Source organism: Enterovibrio calviensis DSM 14347 (assembly GCF_000621165.1).
GTDB classification, from domain to species: domain Bacteria; phylum Pseudomonadota; class Gammaproteobacteria; order Enterobacterales; family Vibrionaceae; genus Enterovibrio; species Enterovibrio calviensis.
This window is the reverse complement of record NZ_JHZA01000001.1, coordinates 135,378-155,181: the sequence shown is the minus strand read 5'-3', so window position 1 is coordinate 155,181 and position 19,804 is coordinate 135,378. Positions and strand designations below refer to the sequence as shown.

At 45.7% G+C, this 19,804-nt stretch carries 16 protein-coding genes; 7 read left to right on the top strand and 9 right to left on the bottom strand.

What is annotated here, in order from left to right; genetic code table 11:
* Nucleotides 1–104 precede the first annotated feature (104 nt).
* Nucleotides 105–623: an Hcp family type VI secretion system effector gene (locus Q365_RS0100680; protein ID WP_028021530.1), complete on the bottom strand. Its 519-nt coding sequence runs from the start codon at nt 621–623 to the stop codon at nt 105–107.
* A 338-nt stretch (nt 624–961) separates the two neighbouring features.
* On the opposite strand from Q365_RS0100680, the gene Q365_RS0100675 reads away from it, so the two are divergent.
* Complete coding sequence (locus Q365_RS0100675) at nt 962–1,315, top strand: hypothetical protein (RefSeq protein ID WP_028021529.1); 354 nt, start codon at nt 962–964, stop codon at nt 1,313–1,315.
* Nucleotides 1,316–1,325: 10 nt separating this feature from the next.
* Here Q365_RS0100675 and Q365_RS0100670 read toward each other — a convergent pair whose 3' ends face one another.
* The 5 genes from Q365_RS0100670 to Q365_RS0100650 all read right to left on the bottom strand — a co-directional run bounded on the left by Q365_RS0100670 (nt 1,326) and on the right by Q365_RS0100650 (nt 9,524).
* Nucleotides 1,326–2,315, bottom strand: coding sequence for a hypothetical protein (locus Q365_RS0100670; protein ID WP_051563689.1), 990 nt, complete (start codon nt 2,313–2,315; stop codon nt 1,326–1,328).
* A gap of 11 nt (nt 2,316–2,326) precedes the next feature.
* Nucleotides 2,327–5,887, bottom strand: coding sequence for a hypothetical protein (locus tag Q365_RS0100665; protein ID WP_028021527.1), 3,561 nt, complete (start codon nt 5,885–5,887; stop codon nt 2,327–2,329).
* Complete coding sequence (locus Q365_RS0100660; RefSeq protein ID WP_028021526.1) at nt 5,877–6,749, bottom strand: DUF4123 domain-containing protein; 873 nt, start codon at nt 6,747–6,749, stop codon at nt 5,877–5,879. The genes Q365_RS0100665 and Q365_RS0100660 overlap by 11 nt, the downstream gene beginning before the upstream one ends.
* A 4-nt stretch (nt 6,750–6,753) precedes the next feature.
* The gene (tssI, locus tag Q365_RS0100655) at nt 6,754–8,856 is read right to left on the bottom strand and encodes a type VI secretion system Vgr family protein (RefSeq protein ID WP_028021525.1); all 2,103 of its coding nucleotides are present in this window, start codon (nt 8,854–8,856) and stop codon (nt 6,754–6,756) included.
* A 149-nt stretch (nt 8,857–9,005) separates the two neighbouring features.
* Nucleotides 9,006–9,524, bottom strand: a complete 519-nt coding sequence (locus tag Q365_RS0100650; protein WP_017007402.1) for an Hcp family type VI secretion system effector — start codon at nt 9,522–9,524, stop codon at nt 9,006–9,008.
* 258 nt (nt 9,525–9,782) lie between these two features.
* Between Q365_RS0100650 and Q365_RS0100645 the strand changes: the two genes are divergently transcribed.
* From Q365_RS0100645 to galM, 3 genes are all read left to right on the top strand, one after another.
* Nucleotides 9,783–10,310 carry a DUF4395 domain-containing protein gene (locus Q365_RS0100645; RefSeq protein WP_028021524.1) on the top strand — a complete coding sequence of 176 codons (528 nt, stop codon included), beginning with the start codon at nt 9,783–9,785 and terminating at the stop codon, nt 10,308–10,310.
* Between the two features lie 147 nt (nt 10,311–10,457).
* Nucleotides 10,458–10,673: a DUF3820 family protein gene (locus tag Q365_RS0100640; protein WP_028021523.1), complete on the top strand. Its 216-nt coding sequence runs from the start codon at nt 10,458–10,460 to the stop codon at nt 10,671–10,673.
* A 136-nt stretch (nt 10,674–10,809) separates the two neighbouring features.
* Complete coding sequence (gene galM, locus Q365_RS0100635; protein WP_028021522.1) at nt 10,810–11,874, top strand: galactose-1-epimerase; 1,065 nt, start codon at nt 10,810–10,812, stop codon at nt 11,872–11,874.
* Nucleotides 11,875–11,957: 83 nt separating this feature from the next.
* Here galM and Q365_RS0100630 read toward each other — a convergent pair whose 3' ends face one another.
* Together Q365_RS0100630 and Q365_RS0100625 are read right to left on the bottom strand one after the other, a co-directional pair.
* Nucleotides 11,958–12,923, bottom strand: coding sequence for a nucleoside hydrolase (locus tag Q365_RS0100630; RefSeq protein WP_028021521.1), 966 nt, complete (start codon nt 12,921–12,923; stop codon nt 11,958–11,960).
* Between the two features lie 167 nt (nt 12,924–13,090).
* Nucleotides 13,091–13,657, bottom strand: coding sequence for a pyridoxamine 5'-phosphate oxidase family protein (locus Q365_RS0100625; protein ID WP_028021520.1), 567 nt, complete (start codon nt 13,655–13,657; stop codon nt 13,091–13,093).
* 161 nt (nt 13,658–13,818) lie between these two features.
* Between Q365_RS0100625 and Q365_RS0100620 the strand changes: the two genes are divergently transcribed.
* The 3 genes from Q365_RS0100620 to Q365_RS0100610 all read left to right on the top strand — a co-directional run bounded on the left by Q365_RS0100620 (nt 13,819) and on the right by Q365_RS0100610 (nt 17,628).
* A complete protein-coding gene (locus tag Q365_RS0100620) occupies nt 13,819–15,024 on the top strand; it encodes an iron-containing alcohol dehydrogenase (RefSeq protein ID WP_028021519.1) in 1,206 nt (401 codons plus the stop codon).
* Between the two features lie 150 nt (nt 15,025–15,174).
* On the top strand, nt 15,175–16,611 hold the full coding sequence (locus tag Q365_RS0100615; protein WP_028021518.1) for a DEAD/DEAH box helicase: 1,437 nt from the start codon (nt 15,175–15,177) through the stop codon (nt 16,609–16,611).
* Nucleotides 16,612–17,052: 441 nt separating this feature from the next.
* Nucleotides 17,053–17,628: a hypothetical protein gene (locus tag Q365_RS0100610; RefSeq protein WP_028021517.1), complete on the top strand. Its 576-nt coding sequence runs from the start codon at nt 17,053–17,055 to the stop codon at nt 17,626–17,628.
* A 337-nt stretch (nt 17,629–17,965) separates the two neighbouring features.
* Here the strand turns inward: Q365_RS0100610 and yegD are convergent, their stop codons facing one another.
* Nucleotides 17,966–19,318 carry a molecular chaperone gene (gene yegD / locus Q365_RS0100605; protein WP_028021516.1) on the bottom strand — a complete coding sequence of 451 codons (1,353 nt, stop codon included), beginning with the start codon at nt 19,316–19,318 and terminating at the stop codon, nt 17,966–17,968.
* Between the last annotated feature and the right edge of the window lie 486 nt (nt 19,319–19,804).

Below are 19,804 nucleotides of genomic sequence, written 5' to 3'. Positions count from 1 at the left end.
ACAATATCAATCACATTGTGTCGTCATGCCTCAATGCTTGACGACAAAACCCGCCATGAAGGCGGGTTGGTGACAAAGGGCGTTACGCCCTTTGTAAAGAAGCCTTACGCTTCAATCGGCGCACGCCAGTCATCAGCACCCGAAGTACCTGCGACTGTGTGTTCCCAATCAATCTTGCGGTAGGCAACAGACACAGTCACCAGCTGGGTGAACTCTTTCTTTTCTGCGTCCTGACAATGCGGCATTTGGCAATCGATATCGATGATGGTGCCGTCCGTCAGAATGGTGGAGAAGAAGTGCTCTTGCTTGCCTTCTACAGAAGTGCGGTACCACTTGAGTTCAATCTTCGGCAGCATCTCGCCAGACGCGAGTGAGTTGTACATCAGGGGCACGGCTTTGTTCAGTGCCACGGTGAACTTGAACGGCTTGTGAACACGTTGGCCAGAAGGCTGACCGCTTTGTGGGTCAGTCGGTACGGTTACGATGTGGTCAAAGGCTTGAACCAGCATTTGGTCTTCGTGGCCTTCAACGTAGATGTTACCGACAGAATCAGCGGTGAACGCGCCAGCGGTGATGTTGCCCTGAGTTTTGCCTTCGATGGCGATATAACATGGAGTTGGCATTGCGATGTCCTTATTCAATGGAAGCCCACCCAGCGGGGTGAGCAACGAAACGGGTGATACAACGTAAGGAATAAGGCAAAGGGTGTGCCAGCTATTGTTATCAATAAAAACAGAGAGTTAGATTTGATGATGTATCAATAGAGCAAGGAGTTGCTTGCGGGGCGGGCGAAAACTTGCTCGCTGAGCAACTTTTCGCCGATATAGAGTTCGGAAAATCGATTCACGGCTGCTATTTGTCATGGCATTAATTGCCTCTCTGACGCAGCGATCAGACACTTCAATCGTATTCTGTGCTGGTAAGCTTCACCGACAATAAAACGTCATAGTCAGGGAACGATATGGACGATATAACATTTTCAGTGGGTGCTGTGACCTTCAAGTATTCGCTCACGCCAGAGCAAAAAAAGTTCTTACGACTCACACAAGAAACCACGGTTGACCTTAATCAGTGGCCTGTATTTGCGGATCATATTACCGACACGATCCATGCTGCGATCCCTGATGAGCTAAAGCTACCTACAGAAAAACAGCTCAAGTACGCCCAAACAATCTCAAAGGATTTAAACGTCCAACTACCGAAAGATCATGATGAAAGCGCGTTGGAGTGTTTGTCGTTTATCGCCGAACACAAGCCAGCCCACGATAGGGTGCTGGCGGTGTTCAATGGGATCAAAGGGAAGTTGTTGGGGTGACGTTATTTTTCTAGAGCGGCCTTTCGCTTTCAAAAATATCAATTTCAGGCCCAGAAGAGGGTTGGTAGTTCTGCTCTTGACGGATTTTATCAATTGTCATTTCAAACTCCTCATCCGTCATGTCTCGCCAGTATCTCGGGTTTCTAGCATGTTTCTTGTCGTAAGTCGCAGTTGTTGGATCTCGTTCTCGTGAGGGTTCGAGAACCATAATATCTGGCATTGGCTGACTAACATCCATATAACGCTGGATCATGTTCCAAAGGCGGTGATACTCGGCCACCATTTCGTTTGGGCCAAGGAGATTACCAATAGGCACACCGACAGAATAATCGTTGTAACGGTGGATCAGTACGAGCGAATAATTGAGCTGCCCTTGGGGGCTGGGTGCTGACATGAGCACGCAGTCAAATTCGACAAAGGGATGAGTAAAGTGGATTTCATCTTTACCTTTATACAGCGTGACCATGCCCGTTTTTCTGTTGAGTTGAAAAAGTAATCTTGCTTTTAGGAAGGGGGCAAGGAAAAAGTATCCGGCACAAAATAGCTTGAAGTGTCCCCAAATCATTAATGCTGGTAATACAAAGTATAGAGAGAAGCCAATAAACAAAGGCTCCCAAGAGTGCCAACCTCCTTCGCCAAATGTTAAACCAAAAAGCATGATGATATAAACAAGAGGGAAAATTATAATCAGACAGGCTTTGGCTAAACCAACAAAGAAAAAATAAAAATGGGCAAATGGACTTAAAGTCTGATCTAGAAGTCTTTCATCATCCCAGTAGATTTCCTTACCCTTATCTTCGGGCTCGGCCATCTTTGATGGTGTTAAATCTTTGATTGCCTTTGTTGAAATGACGCCATTGGCTTTCGTAAAAGAAAATTTTTGCCCCTTCGTGATCATTTTTCGCAAAAAGCCTTTTGAGGACTGGTTTTTCTGAAGATGTATGCTTTCAGAACTGTGCGCGGTTTTGTGATAGCTATCTGTTGAGTTATTATTTCTCATTGAACACCTGATTATTGACTGAAGGCAATCTGATTAATCCAATACTTCTCATCATCTTCGAAGGTAGGGGTGGAGCTTAAGCTTCTACTGTTTGTTGGTATTGACTCATCAAGATTTGGACCTGGAAACACAGTCTCTCCAACTATTAAGCGTGCCCTAGCAACAAATGCAGCTTTGTAGGTGTGTGCTTGGGGAGTCGTCGACCAGAAGCTAAATTCGGTATTCGCTTCGGGAATTTTAATATCGTGTTTGACAAAAAATGCGTAACCATTAGTACTTATTTCTTGGCCTAATATAGGTGAATTCTTCTTGTCTTTTTTTATGATTTGGCTCGATTCGGATTCTAAGATGCTAGCGCGTTTAGCTTTCGTGGTCTTCTGAAGTATCGATTGTCGAACAAATAACTCAGCTTTGACCATGTTTTGGTTAAGTAGGGCTGCCAAGTTAGTATCCACCCAAATTACATGGGTTGCGCCTCTTAGTTGCATGGTTTTGGCTATATCTTCAGGCAATAGGGTATCTTTGCTTATATGGTACATTTTAAGCGATACATTGAACAAGATATCAATAAATCGATTAAAGGCAATATTGCCGTCTTGCAAATGTAAATATTTTTGTGGAGGTGAATCACGAAATGGCCCATTCTTAAGCCAGATCTCCATGGGGGAGTCCTTGAAATGTATGTAAAGTGCAAAACCAGCCAAGGCAATGCTTATACCTAGCCATGCTGCTGGCCCCATTCCAAAGAGCGTAGGTGCGCTAGTAGTAAAAAAACCAGTCGTAATTGTAGTGACCAAGGTGCCGGCAAAAATAATTCCTTGCGCAATACTAGCATCATAATCATGTCTATTAAAAAGACGAATACTATCCCACAAAGCGATTCCAGCAGTTAGAAAACCAGCACCAATACCAATTACACCAATCATGCTAATATGTTTTACCAAAGTTGTTGTCTTCGATATCTTATCTACAAATGTTTTGGCATTTTTTGGCATGGAGAAAGCTGTTTTATGGGATTGTTGTGCAAGAAATGAAGCATTCTTTGTATATAAGTTTGAGGCGTGAGTAATTGCGACACTTAAGTCCAATAGTGCACTAACAGCAACGGTAATTGAATACACTCGATCCTTGTCCTTTGCAATATTGGTAAAGTGGTTTTGAGCCTTGATTAGATTTATTGTCTCAATGACAACAATAAAATATGGTACTCGAAATTTTTCGTAAACATTACTTTTGGTTATGCCACTTTTATTTAAGTCTTGCAGTGTACGCTGGGTTTTTTCTTTGCTAAACTCTTCTGCCATATGGCTATCTTCAGGGAGGATAAAAACGTGGGTCGGTAATTTAGCACCTACGTGTTGAGAGGCGGGGCCTTTCAATCCTGGTTTGAAATCACCCTTCTTGAAGGCACTTTTAGCAGTCGATGCAAACAGCTTCCCATTTTGTTCATACAATCGACCTAATCTCGTTTTTCTCTTCTGAGTGTTGACATAGTCTCTCTCAGCCTCTGTAATTCCGTAGCTGAGTCCCTGACCATGTACGCCAACAACATTTCCTTCTATTGGATTTCCGCCAAATGGTACATATTTGGCCTTGCCCCAATACTTTGAGTTTGATGCTTTCATCATAGATATCACTGGCGCATAAGCTGCATCAAACTTAACCATGAAAGCTTCTTTCGCAAGATTTTTGCTGAGTTCCTGAAGAGCATCAAAGTACCCTTTGAAAATATTATCAGTAACATTTGCAGCTCTTCGTAATGCTCCGAACGAGTCTTCTTCGTTATTTTCTGCTTCAGCCATAAAAGCGAGATCCATCATTTCCAGTTGATCTTCTTCGATGGTGAAATTAGCTTTTTCCCATTCGCTAAACCAACTAGTAATCAATTCTGTGCAGGCATATCCGGATCCGTCATTCTTCGGTTTTGGCGGCTTGTATTCATTTTCACAATCTACTGTGCCTTTTGGGGGGAAAAGAACAGCATGAAGAGGATGATTCATATCAGGTGTTAAAATTCGTAATAAATCATCAGCGAATGACAAAGGATCTTTGTCTTTATCCAATGTCATTTGATCAAGAGCGTCGATGTTTATGCTTAGAGCTGAAAGACCGTAACCACAAATTTTGGCGGCAGCACAACCGTTTATGTCACCAAGCGAAGTTATATCCCTCAACACACAGGCGAGCCTATCCGTTTCAAGCAAGCTTTTAACGACAGCTTGCATAGCTTTAACATCTCGCATGCAAACTTGGCGCTCAACGGTTCTTAAAGCGCGGTGATATCGTCCACCCAAATATTGATCGACATCATCTTTGTATTTGAACCATACATTTTCTTGTTCCCCAAATTTTTTGGGAAGAATCAACTTTTGCACCGCCTCGGCACATCTAAAGTATTCTTGCTCACTCATATCTATGTGGACTTGTTGAAAATAGCCTATTCCATAAAGTGCGCAAAAAGCATGATGTCTAAGCTCAAAGACTGGGTCATCAAGTACTATTGCTCTCAGTTTTCTTGCTTTGGCGTCTTTCAAAAAATCTTCTTTAGCTTCTGTTTTCCATAGGTCTTCATTTGATGTGTCTTGTGATAGAAGCTGTTTAAGCGCATTTTGCTTCATCCCATATTCATACTGATAACTTGTTTTATACTTGAGTAAGCTCAGAGCTTTATCGTTATCTTTGCGGCAGTCTAATACTTCATTTTTTATCTCTTTGAATTGTTTCTCAAGCCAAGCGCCAGAGAGATCATGGTTGAGGCTAGATGGCTCTGCGAGAACCATCTCTATTTCTGGCTCTCTTACTCTAATTTCGGGCAAATTTCCTGCTTTAAGTACGTCGACGGTATCGAATACATTCAGTTTGTGAAATGCTACTGCTCTGCTTGTCATTTCATCTTGGTTTTCTTCAAAATAATTGAGCCTTTCCCCGCTCCATTGAATTTCAGAATAAGCAAGATTGACTTGACTCCTCTTTGCATTATCTCGAGCAGGTAGCCATATTTCATTCAGTTCAACGCCACTAGCTAACCGTTTTTCAAAATTGAAAGGTTTATCTCTTCCGGAGCGATATTTAAATAAGTCGATATCACGAAAACTCGGTGTGCCGTCTTCGTTGGTTCGGATCTCTATTTCTCGCCATGCTCTATCGTTGAAAAAAATATAGATATAACCATTTCTCGTTGGGGCAATTCTTTCTTTATAACTCAAAGATTGGTTGAAGGTTGGTAGAAGAGTGAGTGGTAATACAGCATGTAGCAGATAGTCTTGCTCGCCATCGACTCGATTTTTAGCCTCTACATCGTTGTACAAAGGGAGTTTAATGACACCGTCATCTGATGAAACCGCTAACCAAGTGTTTGTTTCATTCTTTTCGTTAGTCCAATCCCAACTAAAAATCGTAGTGTCTGACAACGTTTCGGTTTCAATTTTCCCTTCAAGATGTGCTTTCTGTATGTAATCCGTATTGTCATAAAATTGAATTGCATGCTCAGTTCCATGGTCAATACCTGTTACTTCTATAAATAACTTTTTTTTGTCACATGCAGGATTGGCACTAATTTTATCAACTGACATACAATTCTTCCCTTTGTAATGCGTGTTTGTAAATCTTTAGCTTATCTTCTTGATTTTTAGTACTGACAAGTTTGGTGTAAAGTGTTTTTTCTCGATGTGGAAGCCCATTTCGTTCTATGATCTTGAAAAATTCAAAGATATATTGTTTGTCAACAAGCCCCATCTCTTCAGACCGCTTGAAATATTCGCGATATTGTTTCCAAATATCAGGTGTTAATTTGAGTTGAATGTTGTTTTTGAAATATGACGCCAATATCTTATCGTCGTAAAGCTGCTCTAGCGCTTTTTCTTGAGATGAAGTGAGTACCCATGGAGACTGAGTTGTTGTTGACTTATCTTTATTGCTTTGAGGAGATTCAACGCTGCACCACAAGTTAAATCTCGGCGAAAGTGTTTGGTTTCGCCACGTAAATTGCACAATAGGACCAAGCCATCGTGCTGTGTCATCGTAATTGGACTCACCGATAAAATAGTCTGCCACCACCGGATTGTAGTAATGCATTACCCCTTTTCTGCCCTCAGAAAATGTGGTCATTAATCGTTCTTGCAGGTGGAGAATTAGCGCCTCAAAAGTCAGGGTCGATGATGTAGATACAATCACTCCAGACCAACTATTTCCGGTTTCTGTTGAATTAACAAATAGGTTTAAAAGCGTGTCACCTATTTCAACTTTAGTAATATAGGGACTGATGTCTAGAAAATGTGAAAAATCTGAATCCAAATACAACGGCCTAATGTCAGCAGAATCACTATGACAATACAAATTTGCTAACATCTCTGGAGTGTTATTTGCGATTAAGTAGTGGCTAAGGTGCTTACCCTGTCGAGAGTCGTTCAAGTTCAGAGATTTGGAAACAAGCATCTGATTATCCTTCTCTGCATGGGCAGTTAGTTAATGGACAGGAACCATCAGCTTGTTTTTGGCATATTTCAGATATTGGTGAGTTGTTGACCATATCTGCTTGTATCTTATGTTTTAGCGCTGGTGTAGCGCTGATCAAACCGATTGTTGCCAATTTTGCTTCTTCAATACCAGAATGCTTCACTATCTCAACCCCGCCCGGCAGCATCGGCATTTCCCCACCAAATCCAGAACCCGAACCAGCGCTTCCACCTGAGTTGATATTGATGACAGAACCGACGATGTGAATACCTGCGGGGTCGATCTTCACGAAGTTGCCGCCTACTTTTAGGGTGACTTCGGTATAGGCTTCCAGAACAGATTTGTGTCCGCTTTTTAGGTGAATTTCTGAGCCTGCTTCGTTAAGGAAACTGTCGCCCGCTTTGATGTGCAGGGAACTGTCGGTGACGATGGTTTTGTCGCCTTTCACGTGCTCTTTGCTTTGTCCATCCACCGTCAGGTGGTCATCCACTTTGATGTGCGAGAAACGTTCGTTCTCCACATCCAAGTGCAAGTCATGTTTGATGTTGTCTTTGCGGTCGTTTTGGACCAACAGGTTCATGTCCTTTTGGGCATGAACGTAGATTTCTTCTTCTCCCGCTTGGTCTTCAAAACGCAGTTCGTTGAAGCCTTCACCTTGGTGAGTTTCGGTGCGGATTACCGTGCGGGTTTTGTTCGCGGGCAACGGGTAGGGCGGCACATTGGTGGTGTGATAGGTGCGGCCTGTGATTATCGGCTGGTCTGGGTCGCCTTCAAGGAAAGACACAATCACTTCGTGGCCAATACGAGGAATGGTCATCATGCCGTATTGTGCGCCTGCCCAGCCTTGAGAAACGCGTACCCAGCAGCTAGAGGCTTCATCACTTTTGCCATATCGATCCCACGGGAACTGCACTTTCACGCGTCCGTGCTCATCACAGAAGATTTCTTCCCCTTCGGGGCCCGTCACAATCGCGATTTGTGGGCCTTGGACACAGGGTTTGGCTTCAGGACAAGGGCGCCAAGGGCGATGTCCTGGGATAACTGAAAAGGTATTGTGGAATGACGTCATGCCTTCGCCGCCATGTTCCTCTAATGCTTGATGCTGTGTGCCTTCACATTGCATGGATACCACAATCCAATCACGGTTTGTGGTGTCATCTGGGTGGTCTTCTAGGTTAAATACCATCCCTGTATCAACCTGCATGATCGTGCTGGAAGCGTGCGCCGTGAGTGCATCACTTCGCAAGTGCTCTAGGCGATATTGTGTAAACGGTTTGCCGGCTGCATCGCTTTTGAATCGGCCTGGGTAGTCATAGTGTTCATAGGTACCGCGCTGAAACCTCATTTCCGTGCCGGCTGTGTCGTGCAAAAAGCCATAGGCAGGCTTCTTGAAGCTGTAATCTTTCAGTTGCGCTGAAGAAGGACGAGTTTGCGCAGAATACTGCCAGCCTTTTACGAAGGCTTCTTCACTCATACCACCGACATTGGCGTTGTAAGGAAAGGCTTGCCCTGAGGAAGTGAGTGTCTGGGTATCATCAGAGAATAAAACCGTGTGTTTGTCTTTGTCATGCAAGAAACAATAGAAAATGCCTTCTTCCGCGGCGAGGCGCTGAAGGAAGGCCAAATCCGTTTCACGGTACTGGACACAATATTCACGCACTTGCGGCTGCCCTGAAATGGAAAAGGCATAGTCATCAATGCCCATTTCTTGCAAAAGAACACTCATGATTTCAGGTACAGATTGCTGCTGGAAAATACGGCTGTTATGACGCAGAGATAATCGAGAAAGGGCCGGTACCATCTCAAGGGAATAACGCGTGTGACTGAAGCCGGTGTCGCCACGAGTGAAAGCACGAACAATGCCATGAATGCGTTGCTCCAACTCTCCATGACGCCACAGCATAAGGGTCACATTTTGGTCGACGACGTCGTCTTGTGAGATAGATTCATCACGACTGGCGAGCTTGATCTGATACAGAAAGGGCACTGAGAGTGCTGACTGTCCTGAAAACTCAACCACCGCGAAGGCGTCGTCAGGTAAACCTTCAACAACAAGAGTAAATTGGAGACCGCTTTCCGTAGCCATAAATCATCCCAGCATGACCCTGTGTCGCCAGAGTCGGTACATCAAATAACATCAATCAAATTGTGTCGTTCAGCGTCATTGCTTGACGACAAAACCCGCCACGAAGGCGGGTTGGTTGCAAAGGGCGCTATGCCCGTTGCTTAGAAGCCTTATGCTTCAATCGGCGCACGCCAGTCATCGGCACCAGAAGTACCTGCTACTGTGTGTTCCCAATCAATCTTGCGGTAGGCGACAGACACAGTCACCAATTGGGTGAACTCTTTCTTGTTGGCGTCCTGACAATGCGGCATCTGGCAATCGATATCGATGATGGTGCTGTCAGTCAAAATGGTGGAGAAGAAGTGCTCTTGCTTGCCTTCTACAGAAGTGCGGTACCACTTGAGTTCAATCTTCGGCAGCATCTCGCCAGACGCGAGTGAGTTGTACATGAGGGGTACGGCTTTGTTCAGTGCCACGGTGAACTTGAACGGCTTGTGAACACGTTGGCCAGAAGGCTGACCGCTTTGTGGGTCAGTCGGTACGGTCACGATGTGGTCAAAGGCTTGAACCAGCATTTGGTCTTCGTGGCCTTCAACGTAGATGTTACCGACAGAATCAGCGGTGAAAGCGCCAGCGGTGATGTTGCCCTGAGTTTTACCTTCGATGGCGATATAACATGGAGTTGGCATTGCGATGTCCTTATACGAATGAGTTAGATAACGTTACAACGCAAGGATTAACGCAAAGGCTGTGCCAGCTATTTTAACCAATAAAAACAATTGGTTAAATTTTATAGTGTATCAGTAGAGCAAAGAGTTGCTTGTGGGGTGGGCGAAAAGTTGCTCACTGAGCAAGAATTGGCCGACTTGGTATTAACATACGCTGCTCATTCAAACTTGATTTGAGGGTATAGACTTAAAGTCGGTATCAGGGATGAGGATCGACTTGTGCGCTCAAAAGAACAGAAGCAATACCATACCTTTTTCACCATACCCATGTTGGCAATGGGGCAGAACATTCCCGGAGAGGGTGACCTGAGAATTGATGAAACGGCCACGCGTGCGCGTGCTGGGCTGCTCAATATCTTATCTGCCGCCACTATGTTCATTTTGATTGTCCGCCCAGAATGGGATCCTGTCATCTATGTTGGGCCGTATGTCATTTTCGATATGGCAATGGCAGCCATGTTTGGGCTCACACCGCTAAGTCCGAGTGGCGTGTTAGGTACGGCAATCACTATGAAATCTAAACCCGTTTGGAAGCCGATCAAACCTAAGCGTTTTGCCTGGATTTTGGGCGCAACCATGGGGATCACCTGCTTGGTATTTCGCTTACTCGATTACTCAAATGTTTGGCTGCTTTCAGTTTTAGGAATGTGTTTCATGTTGACATGGCTTGAAGCCGTTTTGGGCTTTTGCGTGGGGTGTTGGATGCACAGCAAACTATTTGGTTGTGAAGAGTGTGACGTGAATTGACGCTTAAGACGCCATTGTTACATCGTTACTGGTTTTGGTTTTGGTTTAAGTGAAGCCAATCTGACGTTCTGTGCGGGCTTTTTCTGATCTTACCGTCGTAAACAGATACACTGCCTGCCTTGTTTCCCCGTAAAAAGCGCAGACCCCATGCTAGAAAAAGAGAACATGCTCAAACTTGCCCGCTTCAAAATGCCTTTCGGCAAATATTCCGGCAGAGTGCTTATCGACTTACCGGAAGAGTATTTACTGTGGTTTGAGAAACAAGGGTTCCCGAGTGGCGAGCTTGGCAAGCTGATGGCGTTGTGCCTTACTTTGAAAATTGAAGGGTTGGACGAAATCGTCAAGCCGCTAAAGAATATGTAATCCTCAAAAGCCTCCCGCGTTTGTGTGGCAAGGGTCAGGGAATAGGCTAACGTTAGGTTTCTTTGACCTGAAATGATCGTTAATTCGCTCTGAAGAAACTGCTTTTTATGGAGAATGAATGCCAATGAGCCAACAATTGTTGCCCCATCTTTCCCAAATTAGTTCTTCGATGACGTCACATCCCGCGGCAGATAACCTTCCGGCGGCGGTTGTTCATCTTCAAAATGCGGGAGGAATGACGGCATCATTCATGGACGTGGGTGCGACTTGGCTTAGTGCGAATTTGCCTGTTGGCAACGAGCGCCGTGAGGTACTGCTTCGATCCTTTGATATGAACGCGCATTTGGCACAAACCGCTTACTTTGGTTCTGTTGTTGGTCGCTATGCGAACCGTATTAAGGGGAGTCGTTTTTCCTTGAATGGCACAGAATATACGTTGGCCTCTAACGAAGGTGAAAATACTTTGCATGGCGGGCTCAAGGGTTTTGACAAGTTACGTTGGGAGATCGTTTCTAGCACGCAGCAGCAGGTGGCTTTTCAGTTGAAAAGCAGGGATGGGGATCAAGGTTTCCCCGGCAATTTTGAGGTGACCGTGACATACTCGCTGACCGACGACAACGCCGTAGAAATTCAGTACGACGGCGTGTGTGACGCCGATTGTCCGATAAGTTTAACCAACCATGCGTATTTTAATTTGAATGGTGAAAACAGCGGTAATGCAAGCCTAGAACATTCACTGCAGATGCATGCGGACCACTACCTGCCAACCCATGAAGACATGACGCCAAAGGCGGATTGGCAAAGCGTGGTGGGAACGACATTTGATTTTAATTCATCGAAAGTCATTGGGCGTGATTTCATGAAAGATGATGATCAGGTCACTGCTGGTGGATATGATCATGCGTTCATCCTTAACAGCGCCTATTGTGATGGAAAAACAGTCGTGGCAGTGGTTGGGGCACCAGATGACGCCGTTTCTATAGCAGTTAGTACGACGAAGCCTTCGATTCAATTCTATTCTGGCAATTTCCTCGATGGTTCATTAGGAGCAAGCCATGCATATGAAAAATATGAAGGTTTAGCGCTAGAGACTCAATATCTTCCTGATGGCCCAAATCAACCTCAATGGGGTGCCTTATGCGGTATTCAAAAGGCGAATGTTCCCTATCATCATCTGACCCGCTATCACTTCAATTTTTGATGCAAGTGCTCGCCGCTAATAGGACTTAGCGGCGATGATAATTTTCGAACTGAACTCTACAGATTCAAACCTGACGGTCAGACTTAGCGATTCCCGTACTGAGTCATGGCATCCAAGTACAAATCGAGCACTGCCTGATCGTTAACCGCAACAGCAACGTGTTGTGGTCGCTTGTCGGCCCATTCATCTGTTTTGTGTTTGGTCGGTTTGTATTTTTGTATGGTTAAGCCTTCTGCGGGGCCGTCGCAAACCACTCGAATAGGACCTTCTCTAAGCGTAAACAATGATGGGTCGATAACATAAGCAATGGCAGAAGGGTCGTGAACAAAACAGCCATCTACATCCATACGAGATTTATAAAAATCTAAGTAGAATCGGCTAATATCCCACATAAATTCCCCCACCTCACCGCACGTATCTCTCAGGGTGTCGATGTAATCTGTCGAGAAGAAGGTTTCATGGGTGACATCTAAACCGATCACAGTGACAGGCCAGTCGGCAGTGAAAACAATGTCAGCGGCGTGAGGGTCGTCATGCACGTTGGCTTCTGCAAAGGGGGTGACATTGCCCGTATGTTCATGGGTACCAAATGCCCCGCCCATGATGACCACTTCTTTCACCAAGTCACCAATTTCGGGCGCTTGGGTGATAGCCATTGCCAAATTAGTCAGCGGTCCAACAGCAACCAAAGTGATTTCATTCGGTGACGCTTTAACCGTATCTATGATGTATTGATGAGCGGGGCGAGGATCTGCTGCGAGCGTTGGCGCATCCAACGCAATATCACCAAATCCATTATCTCCGTGAACCGCGGTGCTGGCACCGACGGGATCGCGCAGCAAGGGTTTGCTCACCCCTTTGGCAACATCACAGTTCATGCCAAAACGTTGTTTGAGGTAGAGTGCGTTGCGTGTGCTGGTCTCAATATCAGCGTTACCAAATATCGTCGTCAGCGCAACCAAATCTACGTTTGGATTTGCTTCAGCAAACAGTATGGCCATTGCGTCGTCGATACCTGGGTCGGTATCAAGGATAATTTTTGTTTTCATTTTGAATGTACCTAGCTCTGCGTATGCCTTGAGTATACTGCCAAAGCAAATTGAATCTGTTGGCATTTATTATGAGAAACATCAACAAACAGAACAAAAAGTGAATCGATAGACGTGTTAACCGTGAAGGGGGAAATCAAAAGGGACTGCAATGAATCCATCCCCTTTTATTCTTCGACTTTTAAGCCGGACTTTTCTGCGATCTGAGATTCAAATCCATCTAAGCTGGTTTGGTTTTTCTTCAACCAATACTTTTGAATGCCTTGTGAACCTTGTTTTTCTGACCACTTCTGCAGCTCTCGGCGATCACCTTCATAGTCAAATAATGGGACGGACATGCCACAAGAGGCTTGTACCAAATCGATATCCAATAGGAATATCTGACGAGATGCGATGCTCTCGGGAAAAAGAGAAACATAGATTTCCCATTCAGGATCGTTGCGATGAATCGCTCGCGCATTGCCATAGGCTCGAAGGATAAGAGGAGAACCTTCGAAAGCACAAAACATGACGGTCATTCGAGGTGCTTGCAATACGTGCGCAGCGGATTCGTTGCCGCTGCCAGTTAGGTTTAACCATGCCAATGTTTTGCTGTCGATCACGCGAAGAGAGTCACCGCCTTTGGGTGAAATATTCACGGAACCCGTCGGTGCTGCTGTGCCAACAAAGTAGATTTTTTGTTGCTCGATAAATGCGATTTGTTTTTCGTTAAGCGATTTGGTGGTTTGTCCCATTGTCGTCCTCTGACATGTGGTGGTAGAGGGTTCGAGTATATCAGGTGATGAATAGTTAACCATCCACCGTGATGAATCGCTGTTTTTGAAAGGAAAAAGCTAGATACCCCTCTTTACGTTGCCTAGGCTGTAATGACAGTCAATCTGAGGTGCTGAACACAATGGGTCAATCGTCTTTGTTTTTCTTCAAAGGGTATATGAAAGCGTTGAAAATCGCGGCAAGCGTGATCCCGATTCCTCGACCGACCTTGTTTGCTGGCGCAGATAGCACGGAACAGATGTGTGAAGCGATTGGTTTGATGAATCTCGGTAAATTACTGATTGTGACTGACCAGCCGTTAGTGGATGTAGGTATTGTTGAAAAAGTGGAAGACCATCTTTCACGCTATGGTGTTAGCTTCGTTCGCTATGCCAGTGTGAAACCTGACCCCACTTACCCAATGGCAGAAGAAGGTCGAGAGATCTATTTGCGCGAACAATGCGCCGGCATTTTAGCGATCGGCGGGGGATCGCCCATGGATTGCGCAAAAGTGATTGCGGCGCGAGTGACAAACAAAAAATCGATTCGTCGGTTATCGGGCATATTGAAAGTGTGGCGAACGCCAGCGCCACTGTTTGTTATTCCAACCACGGCAGGCACAGGTTCAGAGGTAACGGTTGCCGCTGTTATATCAGATCCATTTACTCATCAAAAAACGCCCTTGATGGATCCCAAACTAGTGCCAATGATGGCAGCGCTAGACCCTGTATTGATGACAGGGCTTCCTCCTCAGGTCACCGCCGCGACGGGAATGGATGCGTTGACGCATGCAGTTGAAGCTTACTTATCGGTGAACGCGACCTCGGAAACCGACGGTTATGCTAACGCGGCTATTACGCTTATTAGTCACAATCTTGTTTCTGCCTACAAAGATGGTCAGTCGCTGAAGGTGAGGCTCAATATGGCCATGGCGTCATACTATGCGGGACTCGCCTTCACCAAGGCCAGCTTGGGTTACACACATGCTATTGCGCACAATCTCGGGGCCAGATATGGCACTCCCCACGGCATTGCCAATGCACTGGCGTTGCCTCATGTGCTGAGGTTCTCTCAACCAAATGCAACGTCACGTATGGCTAAGCTCGCAAAGATGGTCAATGTTGGCGATGAAACATGGGATGACGCCACCAATGCTGCTGCGTTTGTTGACTATGTGGTGTCGTTGCAGGATGCCTTGTGTTTGCCGAAAACACTGGTCGAAATTCAAGCATCAGACGTGGCAGTGATTGCCAAGAATGCCATTCAAGAAACGAAATGGAACTACCCAGTCCCGCGTTATGCCACGCAACAAGAATGTGAGCAAATCATCGAGAAAATCATGGCGTAAGTAATGATTGTTGGCAGGCGTTGTTGCAGTGTAAGAAGGCCTGAATAGACATCGCTCTGTTTTTCAAATCACTCGTGCTAGAATGCGCGCCCTTTGTGGTGGTGATATCTGCCATACTTGTTGTCATTTCTTTTTACGCCGAGATTTCTCATGCCATTCTCCAAGCTGGGCTTAAGCCTGCCGATTGTTTCTGCTGTCACTGAACTTGGGTATCAAACCCCAACGTCGATTCAGGAAAAAGCCATTCCTGTGATCCTACGTGGTGAGAACTTACTCGCTGCAGCACAAACAGGTACCGGCAAAACGGCGAGTTTTGTATTGCCTATTTTAGAGATGCTCAAAGGCGGCGAAACTCAGCGTAAGAAGCGCGTGCGTGCATTGATCCTTGCGCCAACCCGAGAGCTGGTGGCTCAAGTAGAAAAGAATGCCGAGCAGTACGCCAAGAACTTGTCGTTGACCACGATGGCTATGTACGGCGGTAAAGACATCGCGGCGCAGAAACAACGTCTAATTGAAGGTGTTGATATTTTGGTGGCAACGCCAGGACGCTTGCTAGACATGTATGCGCAGCGCGCTGTCCATTTTGATGAAATTGAAATTTTAGTGTTGGATGAAGCTGACCGCATGCTGGACATGGGCTTCATCGAAGACATCAACAAGATCATCGAACGTTTGCCTGTAGAGCGCCAAAACCTGCTGTTCTCGGCAACCCTGTCGGACAAAATTCGCTGGTTGGCGAAAACAGCGGTGCCAAACCCAGTTGAAATTTCAACCGCGAGCTCTCAAAGCAAAGCTGAGATCCAACAATGGCTGACCACGGTTGATAAAGACAGAAAATCAGCATTACTTAGCCATCTGATTACTGAACAACAGTGGGATCAGGCGCTCATCTTTTTGGAAACCAAACACGGTGCCGCTAAGTTGGTAGAACAGTTGGGTAAACGAGGCATTGCAGCTGAGTCTTTCCACAGTGGCCGTAGCCAAGCGGTACGTGAGCAACTGCTGGAAGATTTCAAAGCCGGTGACCTCAAGTACCTAGTTGCAACGGGTGTTGCATCGCGTGGTATTGATATTGAAGAACTCACTCGCGTAGTGAATTACGATTTGCCGTTCCCGGCGGACGACTATATTCACCGTATCGGCCGTACGGGTCGTGCGGGCGCTAAAGGCGAAGCCATCACTTTCTTGTCGAAAGATGACTTCAAAAACCTATGTATGATTGAGAGCCGTTTAGGGCACTTGATTGAACGCCGAGAAATTGAAGGTTTTGAACCTCGCAAGCCAGTGCCTATTTCTGTGTTGAACTATCAGCCAAAGCACCAACCAAAGAATAAGCCAAAAGCAGAACGTTCTGATAAAGGCGACACAAACAATCAACGTGATGGCCGTAGTAACACATTCTCTGGCCCATTAAAAAGCCGTTCAAACGATGCAAAGCGTTCGTCAGGAGACAAACGTTCGTCAGGAGACAAACGTTCGTCAGGAGACAAGCGTCGTTCAGAGAGCAAACCTGCTGCGCGTCCAACCCGATCGGATTCTGGTCGCAGTTCTCCTTGGGATACTGTCAAGCCGCGCTCTGGCCGATAAATCGGCTGTTAGTGTGACGCGATTCTGAATCTTCAGAGAGTGCTATTGAGAAAAAGTCCGCTTCGGCGGACTTTTTTATGCTTGGTATCTATGGCATTCATCCGTATCAAATGAAGAGTCAGTGAAGGAGTGAAAAAGAAGAAAGCAGCGTCCAATCTTAAAGTTTCTTTGAATGTTCGCCGTCATCGCGACAAACCAAAATGATAAACATTTTGTTGCACATGTGCTTGGTCACCCAAGAATCACACGAAGAACGTGAACCTAAAGAATGGTTGGTTTATGTTAATAATATGAAAATCAATGTGGTGCATCGCCATCGTTTATCGAGTAGGTGGAATGTCCATGTTGATGGATGAGCGACCAAGATGGTCGTGATTGATAGGGATAGCTTGAGATGTCGTTGTTTTCAGCGTCATGGTCAAAGGGAATTAGGGTGGCTGATTGAGAAAAATAACCTGCATATTGATGACAGCAATGCTTGTTGGTTGTGCGAGTGCGCCATTAGATTGGGTCGCGCTGAATGGGGCGGAGCTAATGCAAAGCGACGTAACGCGTGTTCAAGGGCAGTGTGATGCTGAGCAAAACACCCTAACTCAAAACAGCGATATAGAAGAATTTGACGCTTGTATGTTGTCATACGGACTTATTCGGCAAGACGCCATATACGATGCTGCTCCCTACCTAGTAAAAGCCGCTGCAGTGCGCCTTAATCGCGATTTGCCTGCCATGGTGGATAACGACACCCGCTTAGATTCGGTCACCCAAGAAGGGCGCACGTTACGTTTGAACCACACTATTGTCGATGATGTCGTCGACAACATTAACATTTCTTACTTTCTGCAAGTTGTCCCACCTCTTGTTGCTAATAATGCCTGCCGAGCGCGTTCGACCGTTCTGCTTTTTGAGAATGATGTCGTTTTTCGTTACAGCTACTTTGATGCCTTAGGCGCGAAGATCACGCAATTTGATGTGAAACACTCAGATTGCCAAAGAAATACGTCAGCCAGTGCGCCTTAGCGCTTGTTTGTCATTCTGCCAGTAGGCTTATTAACGATAATAATTTTAGAAGTGTGCCGCACAAAACAGCTCTCTTCGCGCTATTTTTATCTCACTATGTCATAAATTACACTCCACTCAATAGTAGCCACTTTGAATGGAGTTTTTTATCAGCAATCCACTGCCTTTTCTCGCTGATTTCAACGGGGTGAAAATCACCTGTTGAAAATTCGTCCTGATTGACGAGCGCCCGGCTGAATGTTTCTCGATTGAGATAACTTTCAGCACGGGTGGTTTCTTTTCTTGTTTCTACTTTTTGATGATGGGCTTGCCGCAATGAGCAAGCCGATTCAATTCATCAAGCAAACTTTGAGGCTGCATGACGAGCAAGCCCCGACGTCACCGAACCAAAATAGTCCCCAGCAACAATTGGCACGCCCGGTAAGGTGTTTTCGAGCAATGCACGTAAGATCGGCGATCTCGCACTGCCGCCCGTCATAAAGATAACATCCGGCTTTGTCTCAGCTTGCGCTAGCGCTTCCGTGACCAACTCTGCAATTTTGGTCACTGGCTTGATAATCGCATCCGACAATTGAGCTGATGCAATATCAACTGCCAATTGCTTACCTTGAATAGGCAGCGTCACACATGTTGATGCTTGCTCTGATAGCAAAATCTTGGCTTCTTCAGCACTTCGCACGATTTGGTAACCCAGTGTTTCTCTGTGCACCTTAATCAAGCGCTCAATCTTCTCTGGGTCACTCGCATCCCGCATTAGCTGTTCGAGCACCTTCCTATTGGTTGACGCATAGAAATCGGATTGTGCCGCCACGTTATTGATAGCGATCGGATTCCAAAACTGCGTGACAGGCATTTCAATGCCACGTTGCAGTGTTGAGCCTTTGCCAAACAGCGGCATGAGCTGTTCGAAAGCCAAATGGATATCGAGGTCGTTACCACCGACGCGACAACCTGAGTGGGCAAGCAGTGATGCTTGTCGGTTGTCTTGGTTTACCCAGCTTGGTCCCATTTGAATCAAGCTGCAGTCGGTCGTACCGCCGCCGATGTCGACAACCAACACGGTGCGGTCTTGGGTCAATGTACTTTCATATTCTAGGCCCGCCGCAACAGGTTCAAATTGAAACAGAACATCTTTAAAGCCAGCACGTTTTGCAGCGGCAGTCAGAATTGATTCCGCTTGTTGGTTCGCTTTTTCGCCACCACTACCTTGAAAGTTAACAGGGCGGCCGATAACAGCTTGCGTAATGTCATCTTGAAGGTCGGATTCTGCTTGCTGTTTGATATTAGACATCATGGCGCAAACAAGGTCTTCGAAGAAACTCACCTGTACATCACGTAGCCCTGTTGCGCCAAGAAACGATTTTGGTGATTTAACGTAGTAGACCTCTTCAGGATCTTCCAAATAAGTAGCAAGTGCTGCTCGCCCGAAGCGCAGATCGCCCGGCTCGACATCAATCCCTTCTTCGCGATTAAATGCGACGGCGCGACGCAGTAGCTGCTCACCGACTTGATCGCTCGGTTTGATATCAAAGTGACGCCAAAGATACTCGCTCACCGCTTCACGGGTTGGTGCGCAAAGGGTTGAGGGGATAAAAGGGCTGTCGCCTTCCAAAGAAAGCAAGCGCGGTGCGCCATTCTCAATGACAGCCACAGAACAGTTAGCGGTTCCGTAATCGAAGCCGATAAACATTAGAACTCTCCTGCGTCAAAAAAAGCTGGTCAGTTTACGTGAATCGGAAATCATAACAAGCAACTAAAGGTAATTATTAATGGTGGCATTGTTGTTTTTTCATGTTTTATTCAGAGTGTTTGATGCAAATGGGCGATGTGGTTAGAAAATTGAGTCTAGTACAAGCACGTTTGCAACCAAATGGCAGGCGGTAACGGTGAATAGACCCATTAAAGCGGTCCAAAGTCATTCGGTCTTTTGGCGTGACAATACGAAAAAAGCGAAATATTTTTCTTATTGATATTGAATGCGTTACGAAGGAATAAAAGAGTGAACAGGCAACAATCAATAAGATAGATATCATGCGGTAAGACCCACTGCCTTCCTTTCTCTGCCATTCTGCTAAATTAGAATGACAACGTTACTTTTCACTGGCTGCTGCCTTCGCCATTCGTAGCCTTTAACGTTTCTGTTGACCCAAAACTGTGCATTCTTAAGCGTACTTCT